General features: G+C 49.5%; 16 protein-coding genes. 5 read left to right on the forward strand and 11 right to left on the reverse strand.

Annotated elements, in window-relative coordinates:
- Nucleotides 1–371: 371 nt before the first annotated feature.
- The gene (locus tag BTA51_RS01590; RefSeq protein WP_094705596.1) at nt 372–2,633 is read left to right on the forward strand and encodes an ATP-dependent helicase; all 2,262 of its coding nucleotides are present in this window, start codon (nt 372–374) and stop codon (nt 2,631–2,633) included.
- A gap of 35 nt (nt 2,634–2,668) precedes the next feature.
- On the opposite strand, the gene BTA51_RS01595 is transcribed toward BTA51_RS01590, so the two are convergent.
- The 8 genes from BTA51_RS01595 to BTA51_RS01630 all read right to left on the reverse strand — a co-directional run bounded on the left by BTA51_RS01595 (nt 2,669) and on the right by BTA51_RS01630 (nt 10,749).
- Nucleotides 2,669–2,983 (reverse strand): DUF2007 domain-containing protein, encoded by a 315-nt coding sequence (locus BTA51_RS01595; RefSeq protein WP_094705598.1) that lies wholly within the window; start codon nt 2,981–2,983, stop codon nt 2,669–2,671.
- Between the two features lie 178 nt (nt 2,984–3,161).
- Nucleotides 3,162–3,839, reverse strand: a complete 678-nt coding sequence (locus tag BTA51_RS01600; RefSeq protein ID WP_094705600.1) for a membrane integrity-associated transporter subunit PqiC — start codon at nt 3,837–3,839, stop codon at nt 3,162–3,164.
- A 60-nt stretch (nt 3,840–3,899) separates the two neighbouring features.
- Nucleotides 3,900–4,916, reverse strand: coding sequence for an MlaD family protein (locus BTA51_RS01605; protein WP_094705602.1), 1,017 nt, complete (start codon nt 4,914–4,916; stop codon nt 3,900–3,902).
- Between the two features lie 14 nt (nt 4,917–4,930).
- A complete protein-coding gene (locus BTA51_RS01610) occupies nt 4,931–5,701 on the reverse strand; it encodes an ABC transporter ATP-binding protein (protein WP_094705604.1) in 771 nt (256 codons plus the stop codon).
- Nucleotides 5,701–6,825, reverse strand: coding sequence for an ABC transporter permease (locus BTA51_RS01615; protein ID WP_094705606.1), 1,125 nt, complete (start codon nt 6,823–6,825; stop codon nt 5,701–5,703). The genes BTA51_RS01610 and BTA51_RS01615 overlap by 1 nt, the downstream gene beginning before the upstream one ends.
- A gap of 121 nt (nt 6,826–6,946) precedes the next feature.
- A complete protein-coding gene (locus BTA51_RS01620; protein ID WP_246840881.1) occupies nt 6,947–8,785 on the reverse strand; it encodes an ABC transporter ATP-binding protein in 1,839 nt (612 codons plus the stop codon).
- Between the two features lie 455 nt (nt 8,786–9,240).
- Complete coding sequence (locus BTA51_RS01625; RefSeq protein ID WP_094706032.1) at nt 9,241–10,161, reverse strand: DUF3179 domain-containing protein; 921 nt, start codon at nt 10,159–10,161, stop codon at nt 9,241–9,243.
- Between the two features lie 105 nt (nt 10,162–10,266).
- On the reverse strand, nt 10,267–10,749 hold the full coding sequence (locus BTA51_RS01630; protein WP_094705608.1) for a DUF4442 domain-containing protein: 483 nt from the start codon (nt 10,747–10,749) through the stop codon (nt 10,267–10,269).
- Between the two features lie 189 nt (nt 10,750–10,938).
- Between BTA51_RS01630 and BTA51_RS01635 the strand changes: the two genes are divergently transcribed.
- Nucleotides 10,939–11,214 (forward strand): acyl-CoA-binding protein, encoded by a 276-nt coding sequence (locus BTA51_RS01635; RefSeq protein WP_094705610.1) that lies wholly within the window; start codon nt 10,939–10,941, stop codon nt 11,212–11,214.
- 196 nt (nt 11,215–11,410) lie between these two features.
- Nucleotides 11,411–11,731, forward strand: coding sequence for a site-specific integrase (locus BTA51_RS01640; protein ID WP_094705612.1), 321 nt, complete (start codon nt 11,411–11,413; stop codon nt 11,729–11,731).
- Between the two features lie 30 nt (nt 11,732–11,761).
- On the opposite strand, the gene BTA51_RS01645 is transcribed toward BTA51_RS01640, so the two are convergent.
- From BTA51_RS01645 to BTA51_RS01655, 3 genes are all read right to left on the reverse strand, one after another.
- Nucleotides 11,762–12,166 carry a hypothetical protein gene (locus BTA51_RS01645; RefSeq protein ID WP_094705614.1) on the reverse strand — a complete coding sequence of 135 codons (405 nt, stop codon included), beginning with the start codon at nt 12,164–12,166 and terminating at the stop codon, nt 11,762–11,764.
- Nucleotides 12,167–12,605: 439 nt separating this feature from the next.
- On the reverse strand, nt 12,606–13,103 hold the full coding sequence (greB, locus tag BTA51_RS01650; protein WP_094705616.1) for a transcription elongation factor GreB: 498 nt from the start codon (nt 13,101–13,103) through the stop codon (nt 12,606–12,608).
- 58 nt (nt 13,104–13,161) lie between these two features.
- Nucleotides 13,162–13,587 carry a hypothetical protein gene (locus BTA51_RS01655; protein ID WP_094705618.1) on the reverse strand — a complete coding sequence of 142 codons (426 nt, stop codon included), beginning with the start codon at nt 13,585–13,587 and terminating at the stop codon, nt 13,162–13,164.
- 339 nt (nt 13,588–13,926) lie between these two features.
- Between BTA51_RS01655 and BTA51_RS01660 the strand changes: the two genes are divergently transcribed.
- Nucleotides 13,927–14,583, forward strand: a complete 657-nt coding sequence (locus BTA51_RS01660) for a TetR/AcrR family transcriptional regulator (protein WP_094705620.1) — start codon at nt 13,927–13,929, stop codon at nt 14,581–14,583.
- Between the two features lie 238 nt (nt 14,584–14,821).
- Nucleotides 14,822–15,118, forward strand: coding sequence for a hypothetical protein (locus BTA51_RS01665; protein ID WP_094705622.1), 297 nt, complete (start codon nt 14,822–14,824; stop codon nt 15,116–15,118).
- Nucleotides 15,119–15,135: the final 17 nt, after the last annotated feature.

Raw genomic sequence — 15,135 nt, forward strand, 5'->3', positions numbered from 1 at the left:
AATATATTACTTATTTCAAATACCAAAACACTCTATTACTTTTTAGCCAATAAAATATATCATCATTCACTTAATGACATCATTTCTCGATACATATAAAAACAACTTAATAAGTTATTCGCAATACAGAATACGCTGAAGAGATAGAATGCTCAGGAACAGAGAACAACCAGAAACAGACAAACACGCCTTTTAGCCAATTTTCTGTTGACCAGGTCGCTCCGGATAAGCCAAAAGGACGTCCATTTTTGCCATACTGAAGAAGCCCACTCGCCACTAAGTCCACATCAAGTTAGAATACGCCTTCAAAAAAGTAATTAGCCGCTATTACTTCCGTTGTAGCATGTCGTACACCAGCCATCCCTTTCTCTATGCAGCTTACCGAAGAACAACGCCAGATTGTCGAAGCAGACTTTGAACACTGCGTGATCACTGCAGTGGCAGGCAGCGGCAAAACCACAACGCTGGCCCATCGGATCTGTTACCTGCTTTCGCAGGGCCACGATCCCCGGCGTCTACTGGTGTTAATGTTCAACCGGGCTGCCAAAGAGGACTTCGAGAAAAAGCTGATCCAGGTGGCGGACAACCGATATCACGGGCTACCGGAGGTGCGAACCTATCATGCAATGGGATTGAGGCTTTACCGCCGCTTTATCCAGGAAGGAGTACTGAATCAATACGTCGGAGACATCCTCTCCGAGCAGGAAATCCATTTTCAGCTGTGGGTTCTCTTACGCCGTCTGGCTCCCGAATCACAAAGTGATGCGATTAAACGCAACAAGAAAGACTACATTGAACTCGCCGCCACCTTGCTGGATTTGAGTAAAACGACATTACAGTCACTTGAACTGACCTTCGAGCAGCTCAATTACCCCAAACAACATGGTTTTTTGAAGGATGTCGTGCAGGCTTTTGAGCATTGGCGTAAACAGGAAGCCCGTATCACCTTTGCCGATATGTTATATGAACCGGTCAAGGCACTCTCTGAACGTCCGGATTTACAACGCCTGATCGCCAATAAAATGGATATGATTCTGGTCGATGAGTATCAGGATACAAATGAAATACAGCATCTTCTGTTGGGGTATATCGCTGGCCAGAGAGCACGAGTGACTGTAGTGGGAGACCCGGACCAGACCATCTACGAATTCCGTGGGGCACAGCCGGAATTTATCCTCAACCGATTTGCAGAAGAATTTGAGAGTCCAAGGGATTTCACCCTGTCATACACCTTTCGCTATGGGCATCAGGTTGCCCTTCTGGCCAACCATCTGATTACCCACAACACCGGCCGCAAGGACGTGCTCTGCCGATCTCACCCGACGACACCACAAACCCGGGTGAATACCTGTGCCAGCCGGGATGAAGCCAAGTCGCTGATTAGCGATATAAAAAGCCTGCAGGCATCCGGCGCAGAGCTTGGCGATATCGCAATTTTATTCAGGGTGTGGTCACAGGCAGTGGGTATTGAACTGGCGTTACTGGCAGCTCGTATCCCCTACCATATTGATCATGGCAAAGGTGCCTTGGCCAACCGAGAGTTAAACCAGGTGCTGGCACTACTTGAGCTGAGCTCGGGCCGAATCATCCAGTACAGCCCAGAACGCCGTGCTGAAATGTTTGTCAGCTTGCTACGGTTTCCCCATGTCGGATTGAAGGAAGACGCCCTTCGGGAACTGGCCGCCGGCTTGTCACACCTGTCCGGCGACTGGTGCGATTATCTTTTGGATTGGATTCCTGAATCCCTGCACTCAATTCAGAAACGCAAGCTGCGCCACACTGCCATGGCCTGGCAACAGGCGGTTAATTCACAGGCCTCCGCAGCAGAAGTTCTTCATCAATATATCGACGCCACCGAGCTGTTTAAAAATCTTGAGGAGCTCGCCCTGACCCATGAAAATGCTGATGAGCGGATCAATCATGTTCTGGCAATGGAGCACTATCTCAGAACTCTCAATCAAGATCCCCTGAATGCACTGGATCATTTCGATGAACTTCGCCAGCGAGCTCAAAAGCAGGAAAAGAATGCCGGGGTCACTTTAGCCACCATGCACCGCACCAAGGGGCTTGAGTGGCCCGTCGTCATGATCCTGGGATTGAATGAACAGTATCTTCCCTACACCTTGCGCTCCAATGAGGATATCGGCGCTCATCTACAGGCAGAAAGACGGCTGCTTTATGTGGCCATGACCCGAGCTAAGCAAGGGCTGTATCTTTACCGCCCCGGAACACCGCATCCCACAAGCAAAGACACGCATCCCAGTCGTTTTCTTGCAGAAATGCATACAGAACTTTCAGTGGCTGCGGGAGAATATCTCGATGAAGGAAAAACCTGTTCAGATCAGGAGGTTTTCCAAAGCCCCAAACCTCTGACACCGGTATTAAAACGTTATCTTGACTGGCACAAAGTTCACTACCATGCACCGGAACGAGCCGCAGATACTGAAGCTCGTGAGCTATGGCACTATCCACGCCTGAGGCACGCAGTTTTAGGATCAGGTAATGTGTTGGGAGATTTGGATGACGCTTTTGAGATGGAATTTGCGGACGGCAGTAAGATGACCTTCAGCAAAAAAAGCGCTCACCTGTATTTTATCGTGGAAGAAGCCGAGGAAGTGGTGACTATCCACTGAGCGGCTTTGTCAGAATACATCCGCGATCAGGCTCACTACAAGAACCACAATGCCACCAGAATTCCAAGCCCAAAGCCTAACACAAACGGGTATACCCACGGCTTATCCTGTGTTCTGGAAGGTAAAACAACGGCATCCTGCTGCTCCCGCTCCCATTGCTGGATAATGGCACGGGCCTGCTCATAGTCCACATCGTTAACCGCGATTCGAACCAGCCCTGAGACCGGTAAATCACCTATACCGCCCTGGAGGTAATCCCCCTGGACGAAGCTGTTAATCCCTTCAGCTTGAAGCATCCCGTTGACGACATGCGCTTCAAGCATATTGCTGGCTTCAAAGACATGACGCATAACCTCGTCCCCTTTCGAGTCAGTTCACTGTCTTTTGCTTGTGTCAGATTCTTCTTGTTTATCTGACAACACCCCTGACATCCCATCGGATACCGATGAAATCCCAACAGTCTCTAACATATAACTTAGCACAGCTGGTCTATGGACGTTAGCTTTTGGACTCACCCACCTATCTTAATCATTGTGATAACCCGGCAGACAGGGCCTCCGCAAATGACTGTATCAGAGCACTTTGCGCAGCCACCGCACTCTGGGTGGATGACCCGGCAGCCAACGTGCGCGAGAAGTTTCCTGAGCTCAGCACCTGATTTTGTCTGACCCATGCCCAACTCGCTTCCAACCTGGCCGAACCATTCAACTGGCTGTCAAAGCGCATGATGTCCGCACGCAAGGATATGCTGGAAGGTAGACTGACCAGACTGGGATATCGCATAAACCTGCTATCCGGCATCAAGGCTGAGAGGTTTTTAAGTAAAGCGATCTGGAACTCATCTTCAATTTTGCCGCCCCACTGCTCCAGCTTGGCAACGTTATATTCAGTATCGGAAACTCGTGTTACCACGGAGGAGCGTTGCAGATAATCGGCAAAGTTCAGGGGTCCTATGACATAGACTTGCCCTGACTCTGTTAACTGGTTACTGCCAGGCTCAGAGGTCGGTGGCAATGATTGAGCCGATAATAAGTAGTAACGGCTGTCAGCCGAAGGCTGGGTAAGACTGCAGGACATCAGTAACCATGAAACAAACACCACGATTAGACCACGCCAGTATGAGGCCACCGCTCCTGAAACGGTTTGGCGACTTCCATTCGTTCTAAAGCCTGAGCTGTTAAAAAAATCTGAGCTGTTACACGCCATCTTCGACCTTTTCCTCCCGATGGGTTTCCCGACTAAGCGGGATAATGACTCTGAGTCCAACTATCGCTGTTTTCCTGTCAACACAGATTCCGGATTGCGCTCCAGAGTCTCAGCTAACTGCCTGACTTGCTCTGATGCCCGATCAAGCGATTGCAACGCCTGAATCAGGGTGACGGAGACTTCGGAGCCTGGCTCTACCAGCTTCTGGTAGGTCTTTAGAGTGCTGTCCACTTGAGTCAGAGTTTGGTCAAACCTTTCCAGAGTTTTCACCCCTGAGCGCAATAACCTGTCCCCGCTCAGAATCGCTTCCTCACCGCTTTGGGCAACGGCAGACACCTTTTTTGACATCGCCTGCATGGAATCCATGGTTTCCACCAATTCTGCCAGCAGTTGCTCTTTTCCGTTATCCAACTCCCGGGTGATCCGGTTCAAGTGCGCCATCGTTTCTGCAAAATCCTTCATGGACTTACGCACTTCCGGCTGAGCAATCAGTGTCCGCAGTTCAACGACCAACTCACTCAAATCTTCTGTCATTTTCTGGAGAGGCATGTTACTGACTTGCGTAGCAACTGATTTCACGGTGTCGGTAATAATTTCATAGTCAGTCTGTACCGTGGGGATACTGTGATGGGAACCGATGGCTTTTATGGTATACCCCTCCAGATCAGGAAAATAATCCAGCTGGACTTCAAGTAACCCGGTCAGAATACTCTGGGCAACCAATTGGGCCTTAAGCCCTTTGGCGATTTGCTTGTTGAGAAACTCTCCGACCTCATCCTCATTACGCAATGCATCGCTCTGTTGCGGGATAATCTTGCCCGACACAACAATAATAATATTGGTTTCCGGAGAGGACATATGAAAATCAATGCTGGTAACCTCGCCGACTTTCACGCCACGATAGGTGATGGGAGCCCCGACGTTAAGCCCTCTGACATCAGCCGTGAAGACCATCTGCACCGGATATTCGTTTTTAATAAAACTACCGGAACCAAACACCAGCACACCAATGATCAGGGTAACGATCGCCCCAATAGCAAACAATCCAATCAAGCGTGCACTTACCGGGGCAGACATCTTAAACGGGCTCCTTAATTGGTCCGGGCGGGCTCTTCTCCCCGCCGTAAAAAGCGCTGAACTTTCGGGTTATCGCAATGATCCAGAAGATCCTTCGGGTGCCCACAGGCAAGCATGGTTTTGGTCTCCGCATCGAGAAACACCGCATTGGTGGCAATCGCAAAAATACTCGCCAGTTCATGTGTAACGATAACAATTGTGGACTTCAGACTGGCACTCAGCTCAAGTATCAGATCATCCAGCAACCTCGCACTGACAGGATCCAAACCGGCTGAAGGCTCATCAAAAAAAAGGATGTCAGGATCCAGTGCAATCGCACGTGCCAATGCCGCCCGCTTTAACATTCCGCCACTGATCTCTGAAGGATAATAGTCCTCAAAGCCGGATAATCCCACCATTGCCAGCTTTAATTCCACCAACTCCCGAACCTCTGCAGGAGTGCGATCCGTGTACAGCTCTAGCGGCATCCCCACATTTTCAGCCAACGTCAGGGAACTGACCAGAGCCCCAGCCTGATAGGAAACACCAAATCCCTGCAGCATTTCCCGCCGCCTTGAAGGGGTTGCTTCCCACAGACTTTCTTCATTCACGAGCACTTTTCCGGCCGCAGGCTTGTACAGCCCAATCATGTGCTTCAGGAGAGTGCTTTTTCCACAGCCACTCCCTCCCATCAGAATGAATATATCTTGCCGGTTAATACAGAAGTTAAGATTCTCCTGAATCAACTTATGACCGTATTTCATTGTCAGGTTGCGGATTTCAATGTGAGGAGAAGCATTCGCCATCAGATATCCAGAACCGTTGTCAGAATGGTAACCAGTGAATCAAAAACAATAATTAATACGATCCCCAGCACCACGGCTGAGGTAGTCGCAGCGCCCACTGCGGTAGCACTGCGCCCCGAGTTCATCCCCATATAGCAACCGGAGAGTGCCACCAGAATACCGAAGATAACACTCTTCACCAGACCTATCGAAAAATGCACCAGAGGCACCGACTGGCTGATCTGCTGAAAATAGATACTCCAAGACAGGTCCAGCATGGATATGCTGACCAGACCGCCCCCTAAAATTCCCATCAGATTGGAATAAACCGTCAACAGGGGCATCATGATGACCAGGGCCATCAGCCGTGGCACCACCAGAAACTCCATGGGAGACACCCCCATGGTTTTCAGGGCATCCACTTCTTCATTGACTTGCATGCTGCCTAACTGGGCAGCGTAGGCGGCGCCGGTACGGCCGGCCATAATGATCGCCGTCATCATGGCTGCCATCTCACGAGCCATGGAAAGTCCGACCAGATTAGCCACATATATGCTGGCACCGAACTTTTCCAGTTGCACGGCCCCAACGAATGCCAGAATCATCCCGATCAGCACACTAATCAGCGTGACAATGCCAAGGGAAGAGGGCCCGGCATCCTGTAAAAAGAACATGAGATCATCACGCCGATATACGGCTTTTCGGATGAGAAATCGATGAGAGGCTTGCAGGGACTCACCCAGAAAATCGACAAATCGCATGAATTCGCGAAAGATCCAGATAACGCGCACCCCAACACGATCGACCAACGGCCAGTGGCCTGGTTTCTTATCTGCGCCCCGCGCTCTGGGCACCGCCGTGGCGAGAGATAACATCCGAACCACCCCATCAGGCAGAGCGTGATGCACTACAGCAAGGGACTTGGATTGAGCGATATGAGAAAGCTGGAATAAAAAAGACACCAGAGCACTGTCCCACCTGCCCAGCGCACTTCCGTCAACAACAATTTCCCGCACCTGAGCCGCATCTTCCAGCAATTGGAGGATAGGAGCATGATCCACCAATGTCCGGTGAATACTCCAGTCTCCTTGCAACTGCACCAGCAGTTGGCTTTGTTTAACGGTCAGACTGACCTGTTCGGACATGGTCATATCCATGCAAGGTATTATTTATGGGAAATTCAGTCACTAGTATAGCCCCAGGATTTCCTTACAGATCCAACTGACTGCACTTGCTCGTCTGACCTTGAATCGGACTGTCTGTGATTCAGTGTTGCCGCACTCCATACAACTGAGCATATAGACCTTTCTGCGCCAGCAATTCGCTATGGCTGCCCTCTTCGGCAATCTGACCGCCATCAAAGACATAAACCCTGTCAGCCTGTTTAACGGCGGACAACCTGTGAGCAATGATGATCGTCGTCCGGTGCTGGAGAAAATCAGCCAGAGCTTCGTGCAACCGAAACTCTGTTTCAGCATCCAACGCCGATGTGGCTTCATCCAGAATCACCACTTTGGGATTGGCTAGAATCATCCTCGCCACAGCCAGACGCTGTCTCTGTCCACCGGATAATCTCACACCCTGCCTGCCCAATTCCGTATCCAATCCATCTGGCATTCGACTGACCACATCATCCAGCTGCGCCACTGTCAGGGCTTCCCACAGATCAGCATCACTATGCCCATGGCCCAGGCTCAGATTTTCCCGCACACTCGCATTAAACAGGGACGGATGCTGCAGTACTGTGACAACGTTCTGGCGGACCTTTGAATGACCAATGTCTTCAATGGGCGTTCCACCGTATTTCACTTGCCCCTGCGAAGGACTGTACATTCCCAACAGCACTTGAACCAGTGTGGACTTGCCTCCCCCGCTGGCTCCGACCAGCGCGACTTTTTCACCCGCCTCGATATTGAGGGATACACCTCTCAAGACTTCCTGACCGCTCTGATAAGCAAAGTGGACATTGTTTACCTCCACCGGAACAGTCCTTCTATTTTGAAAAGGATCCTCCAGAGCCGGATACACCGGCTCAAGGTTTAGAGCCAGCAATTCATTCACTCTCTGTAATGCCGCTTTGGCCGCAAAATAGTTGTATTGCATCCCCAGAATTTCCTGCACCGGGACCATCATGAACCAGAGATACCCAAAGATAGCGAACATGTAACCGATGGACAGATCAGAAAACAGGACGGTCAACATGGCTGCGGCCCTGAAGGTATCTACACCAAACAGGAATAACATAAAGCTGAAGCGGTTGGCTGCGTCGCTTCTCCACTCATACTGAACCGCATGCTCCCGGACATTTCTAGCGTGTCCGACCAAGCGACTGAGATAGTGCTCTTCCCGGTTGGCCGCCCGGATTTGATGGATCGCATCCAGGGTTTCCGTGAGAGCTTCCTGGAATATTTCAAAGGCTCTGTTCTCACGACGTTTCAGTTCCTTGACCTTCTTGCCAAGGCGCGTCGTCAGATAAATCACGAAGGGATTGCATAAAATCACAAGAAGCCCCAGCTTCCAGTGCACCCAAAGCAGAACCAAGGCGGTCCCCACAATGGTCAGTAATGCCACCAGAAAACGGCTGATGGTGACGCCAAGGAACTGGTCGATGGTATTCAGGTCTGTCACAAACCTGGAAGCGACGGCACCACTTCCCAACGCCTCATATTCAGCCATGGAAATAAACTGCAGCCGCCGCAGCAGCCCGGCACGGATGCGGAAAACAATATCCTTGGCAATGATCGCGAACTGGCGCCCCTGCCATACATTCATGGCAAGTGATAGCGAGCGGAGAATAAGGGCACTAATGACCATCACCGCTACGTACAGAACCGGCCCATGCAGGCTTTCCGGAGCAAAACTGTTGATAAACGGGATGACCGGCCCGGCTTTTTCAAGCAGAACTTCATCAACCAGCAACGGCAGTAACAACGGTACCGGCACCGCCGCCAGGGTTCCCAATATGGCAATGATATTGGCTTTTACCAACTCACGACGATGTTTCAGCACCAGTGATTTGATATAACCCCAGCTATAACGTGCCGGCAATTCCGGCAGGGGCTTGACCGTTGACGTGGATTTGTTAATGAAACTCGGTTCAGGCATATGCTGGCTAAACTTCTATCGTTCTAACAGGCAACCATACGGCTGCTGTACTGAATTTTTTCGACTGGCTCTGGTGGCGTTATGGCTTTCCCGTTACCTGTGAATAGCTTGCTCGCCACCAGAAATACTTGCTTGCTACATGTAAATAGCTTGCTGTAACTAAAGAACCTATTCGCCACAAATAAACAGCCAGAATCCGCAAAGCTTGGATCATTTTGCTCGGCTTCGGCATCAATCGATTGATAATGATTTCACAGCGCGCTTATCTTAAGGGAATGAACGCCTCTCCCAGAGATCAATCATCTTGATCAGAGACGAGCCCCATAAACGTGCACAGGTCCTGGAGGCAGTTTACTCGAATCCGCAGCAAAACCCGACCTCCAAGGTCAAATTAGGGCGCAAAAAGAAGATGACGATAATGTCAGATATTGAATATCAAGTTAGTGAGGAATGAATCATCGGTTTTGATAGACCTCACTGTCCGGATGAAATGCCATCCAGGCAAACCAAAATGCAATTAGACTGGGCAGTTCTTTTCCATGACTATCAAATACCTGTGCCGCCCGGTGATCACCATCAAACTCCACACGAATAGCCTGTCCGCCGACAACATCGTCAAAAACCGCAGGTCCCTTATACAATTCCATAAAGGGATACACCTTACTTTTTCCGTTCAATTCAACTCCCAAAACCAGTTCTTTGGGGTGATAACGGCGGTCCATAACCGTTACAGGGAAATACACATATTTTGATTCCTGGTAACCAGGATATGGCGTCTGACCGTAGTTCCGCTGATGGCCGGTATCCAGAGATAACACCTGGGAATCGGGGTATCTTTGTTTCCAGTCAGCCCAGGTAGTATGTTGAACGGGAATGAGCTCCAACCGAGCCCCTTTCATCGGGCCGGAAATAGCCCGACCTTCTATTTGTGACCACAGGGACTCTGTAGCACGATCGTACATCAGTAGGTCACTGTTATAGAGCAGTCCCGAAACACCGAACTGTGCTGTCTTTTTCTTTCCCTTGCCCTTTTCATCCAAAATGCCCGAAAAGGCCATACCGGTGCCACATAATGGGCAGAAGCTGACAAGCACTGCCCGACCGGCAAAGTCATCATTGACGATTTCATGGTAATTCAGAATTCTGATCGGATATGCCCGCCTGATACCAGCGTAGTCAATTCCCAGAACCCGATCACCGTCACTCATATATCCCGCCTGATTCAGCGGGACAAACCGGGGATAGTCTATGGAGGGAATACCATCCCTGGGAGGCCCTCCACGCATGATTTCATTGGCAGGAACCAAAGGGTCAACGATTTCAAACCCATTCAGACGTTCACTTCGAGCGTCAGTGGCCCAGGCCAACCAGACCATAATCAAAAAAAACCGCGCAAAAAAGGTACGTCTGCCCATCATGATGCTCAATCAACTTTAACCTTTTGACTGGCCTCATTGAGCAAAGTTCAAACAATATCGCTGTTAACGCCGCTTGGGTGTCCAGGCCCATATCATTTCAGCGACGACCGGTTCTTTGCCTTCAGCATCAGTGATGGTCACAGGCACTGCCACCTCCCCTTTTTCCTGAGTTTGAATAGCGTTGATCTGCTCGTCGGTCAGGCACGCTTCCGCTCTCATATCCCCTGCCGTACGCTTTACATAGTCCAGCTTCATGGTCTTGATGACTGGAACCGATGAATCAGGGACGTTCATTCCCACGATAAAGCCGGTAGCCGTTTCTGCAATCAAGGCATTTGCCACGGCGTGAACAGACCCTATATGGTTTTGAATCCGTTTACGGTTCTTAAGCGTCACCACACAACGACTATCTGAGAGTTCTTCAACTTTTGCACCAGCCGTACCCACAAATTTAACTGTTTTACCAAAGAACAGTGTCAAGGCCCTGGAACGGGCAACTTCAGGCAATAGATTGATTTTGCTTACGATTTTATTAAGTTGATTCATGACATGACCTGATTTTTCTAATATATGTGATGAAAATGCGGGAGTAAGACTAGCGAAAAATCAGAAGGGAAAGAAGGCTGTATCACAATAATCTGAACGACTGTTCACGGTTATTCTGATAACCCGGTCACTTTTGATTTCAGTATCCGGTCTCTATAATGTGCGGATTCATCAACTGGGAAGAACAAGATGAGCGATCTGAAACAAGCATTTGAAGAAGCACTGAACTACGTCAAAACTGCCGATGGTGACTTTCAGCCATCCAATGAAATGAAACTGGACATGTATGCCCTATACAAGCAGGCCACAGATGGGGACGTCTCTGGCAGCCGTCCCGGCATGATGGACTTTGTCGGCCGTGCAAAATATGACGCCTGGGCAAAACTGAAAGGCCTGAGCAGCGAAGAAGCGATGCAGCGTTATGTGGACACCATTGAAGACCTGAAAAAGCGTTTTGGTGGCTGATACGCAGTCGATTGAAAGTTAGCTTTCAACTTCGGAACAACACTTTCAATCCATGAACAAATCGTGGGTGTATTCGATGGATGCACCCACAGCAAATTTCTACGGTGAGTCTCCCTTCGGTCATTGTCATTTCATATCACCGTCACAGAGTCCAAATAAAATAACAATCACAAATTGGTTAAGGAAAAGTGTGACCATGGATTCAGCTGAACTATTCATTCAGTCCAATCATGATCTATATGTTGATTTGCAAAACGCGATCAAAGAAGCCGGGTTCAGCACCCGCACCCAACACAATTATATTCACTGGATCGCCAGGTTTCTGTCGTTTCATCAGCACAAGTCCGTCAGCGAACTGAGTGAAAGTGACGTATTAAGGTTTCTGAAGTATGTAGCAACCCAACTCCGGGCGTCGCCGGCCAAATGCAAACAGGCCCTGCAGGCACTCGCATTCATGTACCAGAATGTATTAAAGCGCCCTCTCCCTGCTCTGGCGGCAACAGGCGGCGCCTGCTAAGCAGCAAATTTACATCCCCTGTTGCCCTCGCTACCTCGGCGTGACATCCAGTACATCATATACTGATCTGATTGGCGTCACCTGGGGTAAACGAGGTTCCGGCAAAGCTGTCTGCGGTGTAGGGGCAATAGCAAACTCATCTTTAAGCAATTGATCACTCGCCCCATTATTTCTCTTACGCAATTCCCCCGGGGCTTCTGTTTCTTCGCCTGCTGCCGGAACATCCAGCGCACCACCGATAACAGCGTCAGCCAATTCGTCGGAATCCAAAGATTTAAGATTGAATGATTCGAGAGTGGTTTTTTCCTGAAAAGCAGGAATTGGGTCAATGGGATCCTGCCCGGCAGCCAGAGCAATGGCCGAGAATAGGCCGCCAGCCATAAACGATGACAACCGACACCAAAGCTGTTTGCTGATGAGGCACGCAACGGACATGATATTTCCCTGTCTGTAGAATGGATTGTGCGTGGCTATTTTATAGCCACCAGGGAAGCTTGCGTGGAATTTCTGGAGGGTTCGTGAACCGGTTCACAGGCGTGAACCGGCATCAATAAAAGATTAACCTGCGGAGCCAATCAAAATCCGTTTGCGCAAATACCAGCACTCACTATCACTGAAACTACTCTTACGACGCTCAGGGACGTGTTTACCTTGGCTGGAGCGGGACGCCCGCGGGTCTTTAAAGATACTATCAACCTCAGAATCCTGGATGATAAGTCGCTTAGCTAAAACCTGCATGAGTCACCTGTTTGAAGAATATTGAATACGCTTGTCAGTTTATGTTTTATTCTGAACTCTTCAATTCTCTGCCGGCAGGTTTAACAATCTCTGACGATTTCAGCCTCTAAAGCCCGTCATATCTACGTATTGGCCCTTATTCGTACTCGATATCCAGAACAAAATAAGTCCGACGTCCCTCCGGTGTCGTGATATACACTTCGTCATCCACCTGCTTTTTCAGCAAGGCGCGTCCCAGTGGCGCATCAATGCTGATCCACCCCTTGCTGACGTCAAACTCATCAGGACCAACGATCCGATAACGATGCTCCTGTCCTTCCTCGTCCTCCAATGACACCCAGGCACCAAAATAGACTTTGGATGTATCGTCCGGCTTGCGATCGACAACCTGGAGCGATTCCAGCCTCTTGGACAGATATCTCACTCTGCGGTCAATTTCACGGAGTTGTTTCTTGCCGTAGATGTACTCCGCATTTTCTGATCGGTCACCCATTGCAGCAGCTTCGGAAACCGCCCGGGTTACTTCCGGCCTTTTGACTTTCCAGAGATAGTTCAGCTCCTCCCGGAGCACTTTTTCACCCTCAGGTGTAATAAGGTTGGCTTTTGGTGGCGCTGGGGGACGGTATCTTCCCATATGGATTCCTCAAATAGCACCTAGTTGACCGGGATGTTCAAGCAGCAAAGTGGCCCGGTTATTCTCTTGGCAACGACAGTCTCTTCATTTTCAACCGGTGGGCACTGAAAAAGGCAGCAGTGGTTCCTCCCAAAAAGCCGGTAAACTGTACCCAGGCAGGAAAAACTTCCCCTCCCCCCATAGCAAACTGTACGATAGTCAGCAGACCGATCATGGCAAGTACATGCCAGTATTCAAGATATCCAGCCATGCGCGCGGTCACATAGCCGGCCAATCCATCGAAAAATATACCAATGGCTATCAGCAACCACAGCAGTTCATTAGAGCTGGCAGGATTGGCCAGAATCTGTTTGATCTCGGCTTGCCCCATCCCCCGACTCAGCATCATTGTGGGATAGATCGACATGAAGATTAGCCCGCCGGCAATAGAGCCGACGATATCAATCACGACACCGGTTATAATCGCCCGGAAATTCAACATCATAGCGTAGGATTGGTCCGTAGAAATTTGTGCTTATGATTGTATGCGAATGGCAAAAAAAAATCCCCCGACGAACGGGGGAACGCTAGGCAGTGGCTAAAGCACCAGAAGGCGCAGTATGAGACGGGAAAAAACAACCATTCAACTTCAACTTGCCAGCATCCAATGCGGCAACTTGACTGACAATATAGTCATTTCATTGTTGCCAAGATGTGGAGTGGGCATTAACCTTTGTTAACGCTACGTAAAGGGGACATAGTGTATTGTTGTCCTGGTTTTGCAATACTTAAGAACGCCCTGCAATTTGTCCCTGGCAGCCCTGACACGGAGACTCCAATATAGATGCGTCCTGTTCGCCCCCCAGAAGAAGTAGAAGAACTCAAACAAAAAATTCTTGATGTTGCCCTTGACCTGATTGTGAGTGAAGGCTTTGATGCTCTCACTATGCGCCGCCTGGGAAAAAGTCTGGGTATGACTGCCCCCAATCTTTACAACTATTACCGTGGTAAAGACGAAATATATATCACACTGATGATTCAGGGCTTCAACAAACTACGAAAACACCTGATCGATGTGGCAGAAGCCGAAAATGACCCCGTATCTCGGGGAAAAGCCATCATGCGGGGGTATATTGATTTTGGTTTCAACCACTCTCAGCACTACGAACTGATGTTTTCCTCCCACGGTCCAAAAGCCCAGGAATTCAAAGGAACTGAGATCGAGGAGCTGTCGGAACAGGAATTCGCGCTCAGCATGGAAGTCGCCAAGTTTGCAGAAACCTGTATCCAACTGGTCCTGGATAAAGTCGGACTTGAGACTACGGAAGAACAGCGCCGTACCATGTTGATCGAGCTATGGAGCCTATTGCACGGTATGGTCAGCCTTCACCTGACGGGCAATACCTACTACCTGACGGATAAACCCGTGGAAACCTACGAACATATTCTGGATCTTCTGCTGGAACGCTTTATTGATAGGCATATTGCGCTAGGACAATAGATTCGCTATCTCCCCCCGCCCTCTTATGACCCGACCAAAGTCGGGTCTTCATCAGATCCTCGATATTCCTTGCCTATAAGTATATTTGCGCATAAAACAGGCAAATTAGGTTGCTCCGCCTACAATTAATCAGTAAGTTTTTGCTCCAGCAACGGGGCAAGATGCTGCGCCCCGATCATGACTGGGTGAATACCCATCTTGAAAGACAGCCAATATCGAGTTTCAGGGTAAGAGGACCATGAAGACACAAGAACTAGTAAATAAAGCTTTGTCAGGCCTGGATTATGTAGGCTACCAATTAGAGGCTCTGGGAGTTACGGACAAAGTAAACCGCCACACGACCCTGGCCTATATCATGGCGGAACAAAACCACCTGAAGGGTGAATTGGACAGCCTGAATGCTCGTATAGATCAACAAAAAGCCCGGGTAGAACGTTTACGTAAGCAAGCGGAAAAACTGGTTAATGACGGTATCGAGTTTGCCGGAAGCCCAGTTCAACATACTCTGGATTTTTTAAAGTCTCGCCTTCAATAGAAGGTAGCCGTAGACTG

It is taken from the genome of Hahella sp. CCB-MM4 (assembly GCF_002260525.1).
Lineage (GTDB): Bacteria > Pseudomonadota > Gammaproteobacteria > Pseudomonadales > Oleiphilaceae > Hahella.

Excerpts from the sequence above, each read along its gene's own strand:
- BTA51_RS01590 (WP_094705596.1), top strand. The coding sequence starts at position 372 with ATGCAGCTTACCGAAGAACAACGCCAGATTGTCGAAGCAGACTTTGAA.
- BTA51_RS01595 (WP_094705598.1), bottom strand. The coding sequence starts at position 2,983 with ATGCGTCATGTCTTTGAAGCCAGCAATATGCTTGAAGCGCATGTCGTC.
- BTA51_RS01600 (WP_094705600.1), bottom strand. The coding sequence starts at position 3,839 with ATGGCGTGTAACAGCTCAGATTTTTTTAACAGCTCAGGCTTTAGAACG.
- BTA51_RS01605 (WP_094705602.1), bottom strand. The coding sequence starts at position 4,916 with ATGTCTGCCCCGGTAAGTGCACGCTTGATTGGATTGTTTGCTATTGGG.
- BTA51_RS01610 (WP_094705604.1), bottom strand. The coding sequence starts at position 5,701 with ATGGCGAATGCTTCTCCTCACATTGAAATCCGCAACCTGACAATGAAA.
- BTA51_RS01615 (WP_094705606.1), bottom strand. The coding sequence starts at position 6,825 with ATGTCCGAACAGGTCAGTCTGACCGTTAAACAAAGCCAACTGCTGGTG.
- BTA51_RS01620 (WP_246840881.1), bottom strand. The coding sequence starts at position 8,785 with ATGCCTGAACCGAGTTTCATTAACAAATCCACGTCAACGGTCAAGCCC.
- BTA51_RS01625 (WP_094706032.1), bottom strand. The coding sequence starts at position 10,161 with ATGGTCTGGTTGGCCTGGGCCACTGACGCTCGAAGTGAACGTCTGAAT.
- BTA51_RS01630 (WP_094705608.1), bottom strand. The coding sequence starts at position 10,749 with ATGAATCAACTTAATAAAATCGTAAGCAAAATCAATCTATTGCCTGAA.
- BTA51_RS01635 (WP_094705610.1), top strand. The coding sequence starts at position 10,939 with ATGAGCGATCTGAAACAAGCATTTGAAGAAGCACTGAACTACGTCAAA.
- BTA51_RS01640 (WP_094705612.1), top strand. The coding sequence starts at position 11,411 with ATGGATTCAGCTGAACTATTCATTCAGTCCAATCATGATCTATATGTT.
- BTA51_RS01645 (WP_094705614.1), bottom strand. The coding sequence starts at position 12,166 with ATGTCCGTTGCGTGCCTCATCAGCAAACAGCTTTGGTGTCGGTTGTCA.
- greB (WP_094705616.1), bottom strand. The coding sequence starts at position 13,103 with ATGGGAAGATACCGTCCCCCAGCGCCACCAAAAGCCAACCTTATTACA.
- BTA51_RS01655 (WP_094705618.1), bottom strand. The coding sequence starts at position 13,587 with ATGATGTTGAATTTCCGGGCGATTATAACCGGTGTCGTGATTGATATC.
- BTA51_RS01660 (WP_094705620.1), top strand. The coding sequence starts at position 13,927 with ATGCGTCCTGTTCGCCCCCCAGAAGAAGTAGAAGAACTCAAACAAAAA.
- BTA51_RS01665 (WP_094705622.1), top strand. The coding sequence starts at position 14,822 with ATGAAGACACAAGAACTAGTAAATAAAGCTTTGTCAGGCCTGGATTAT.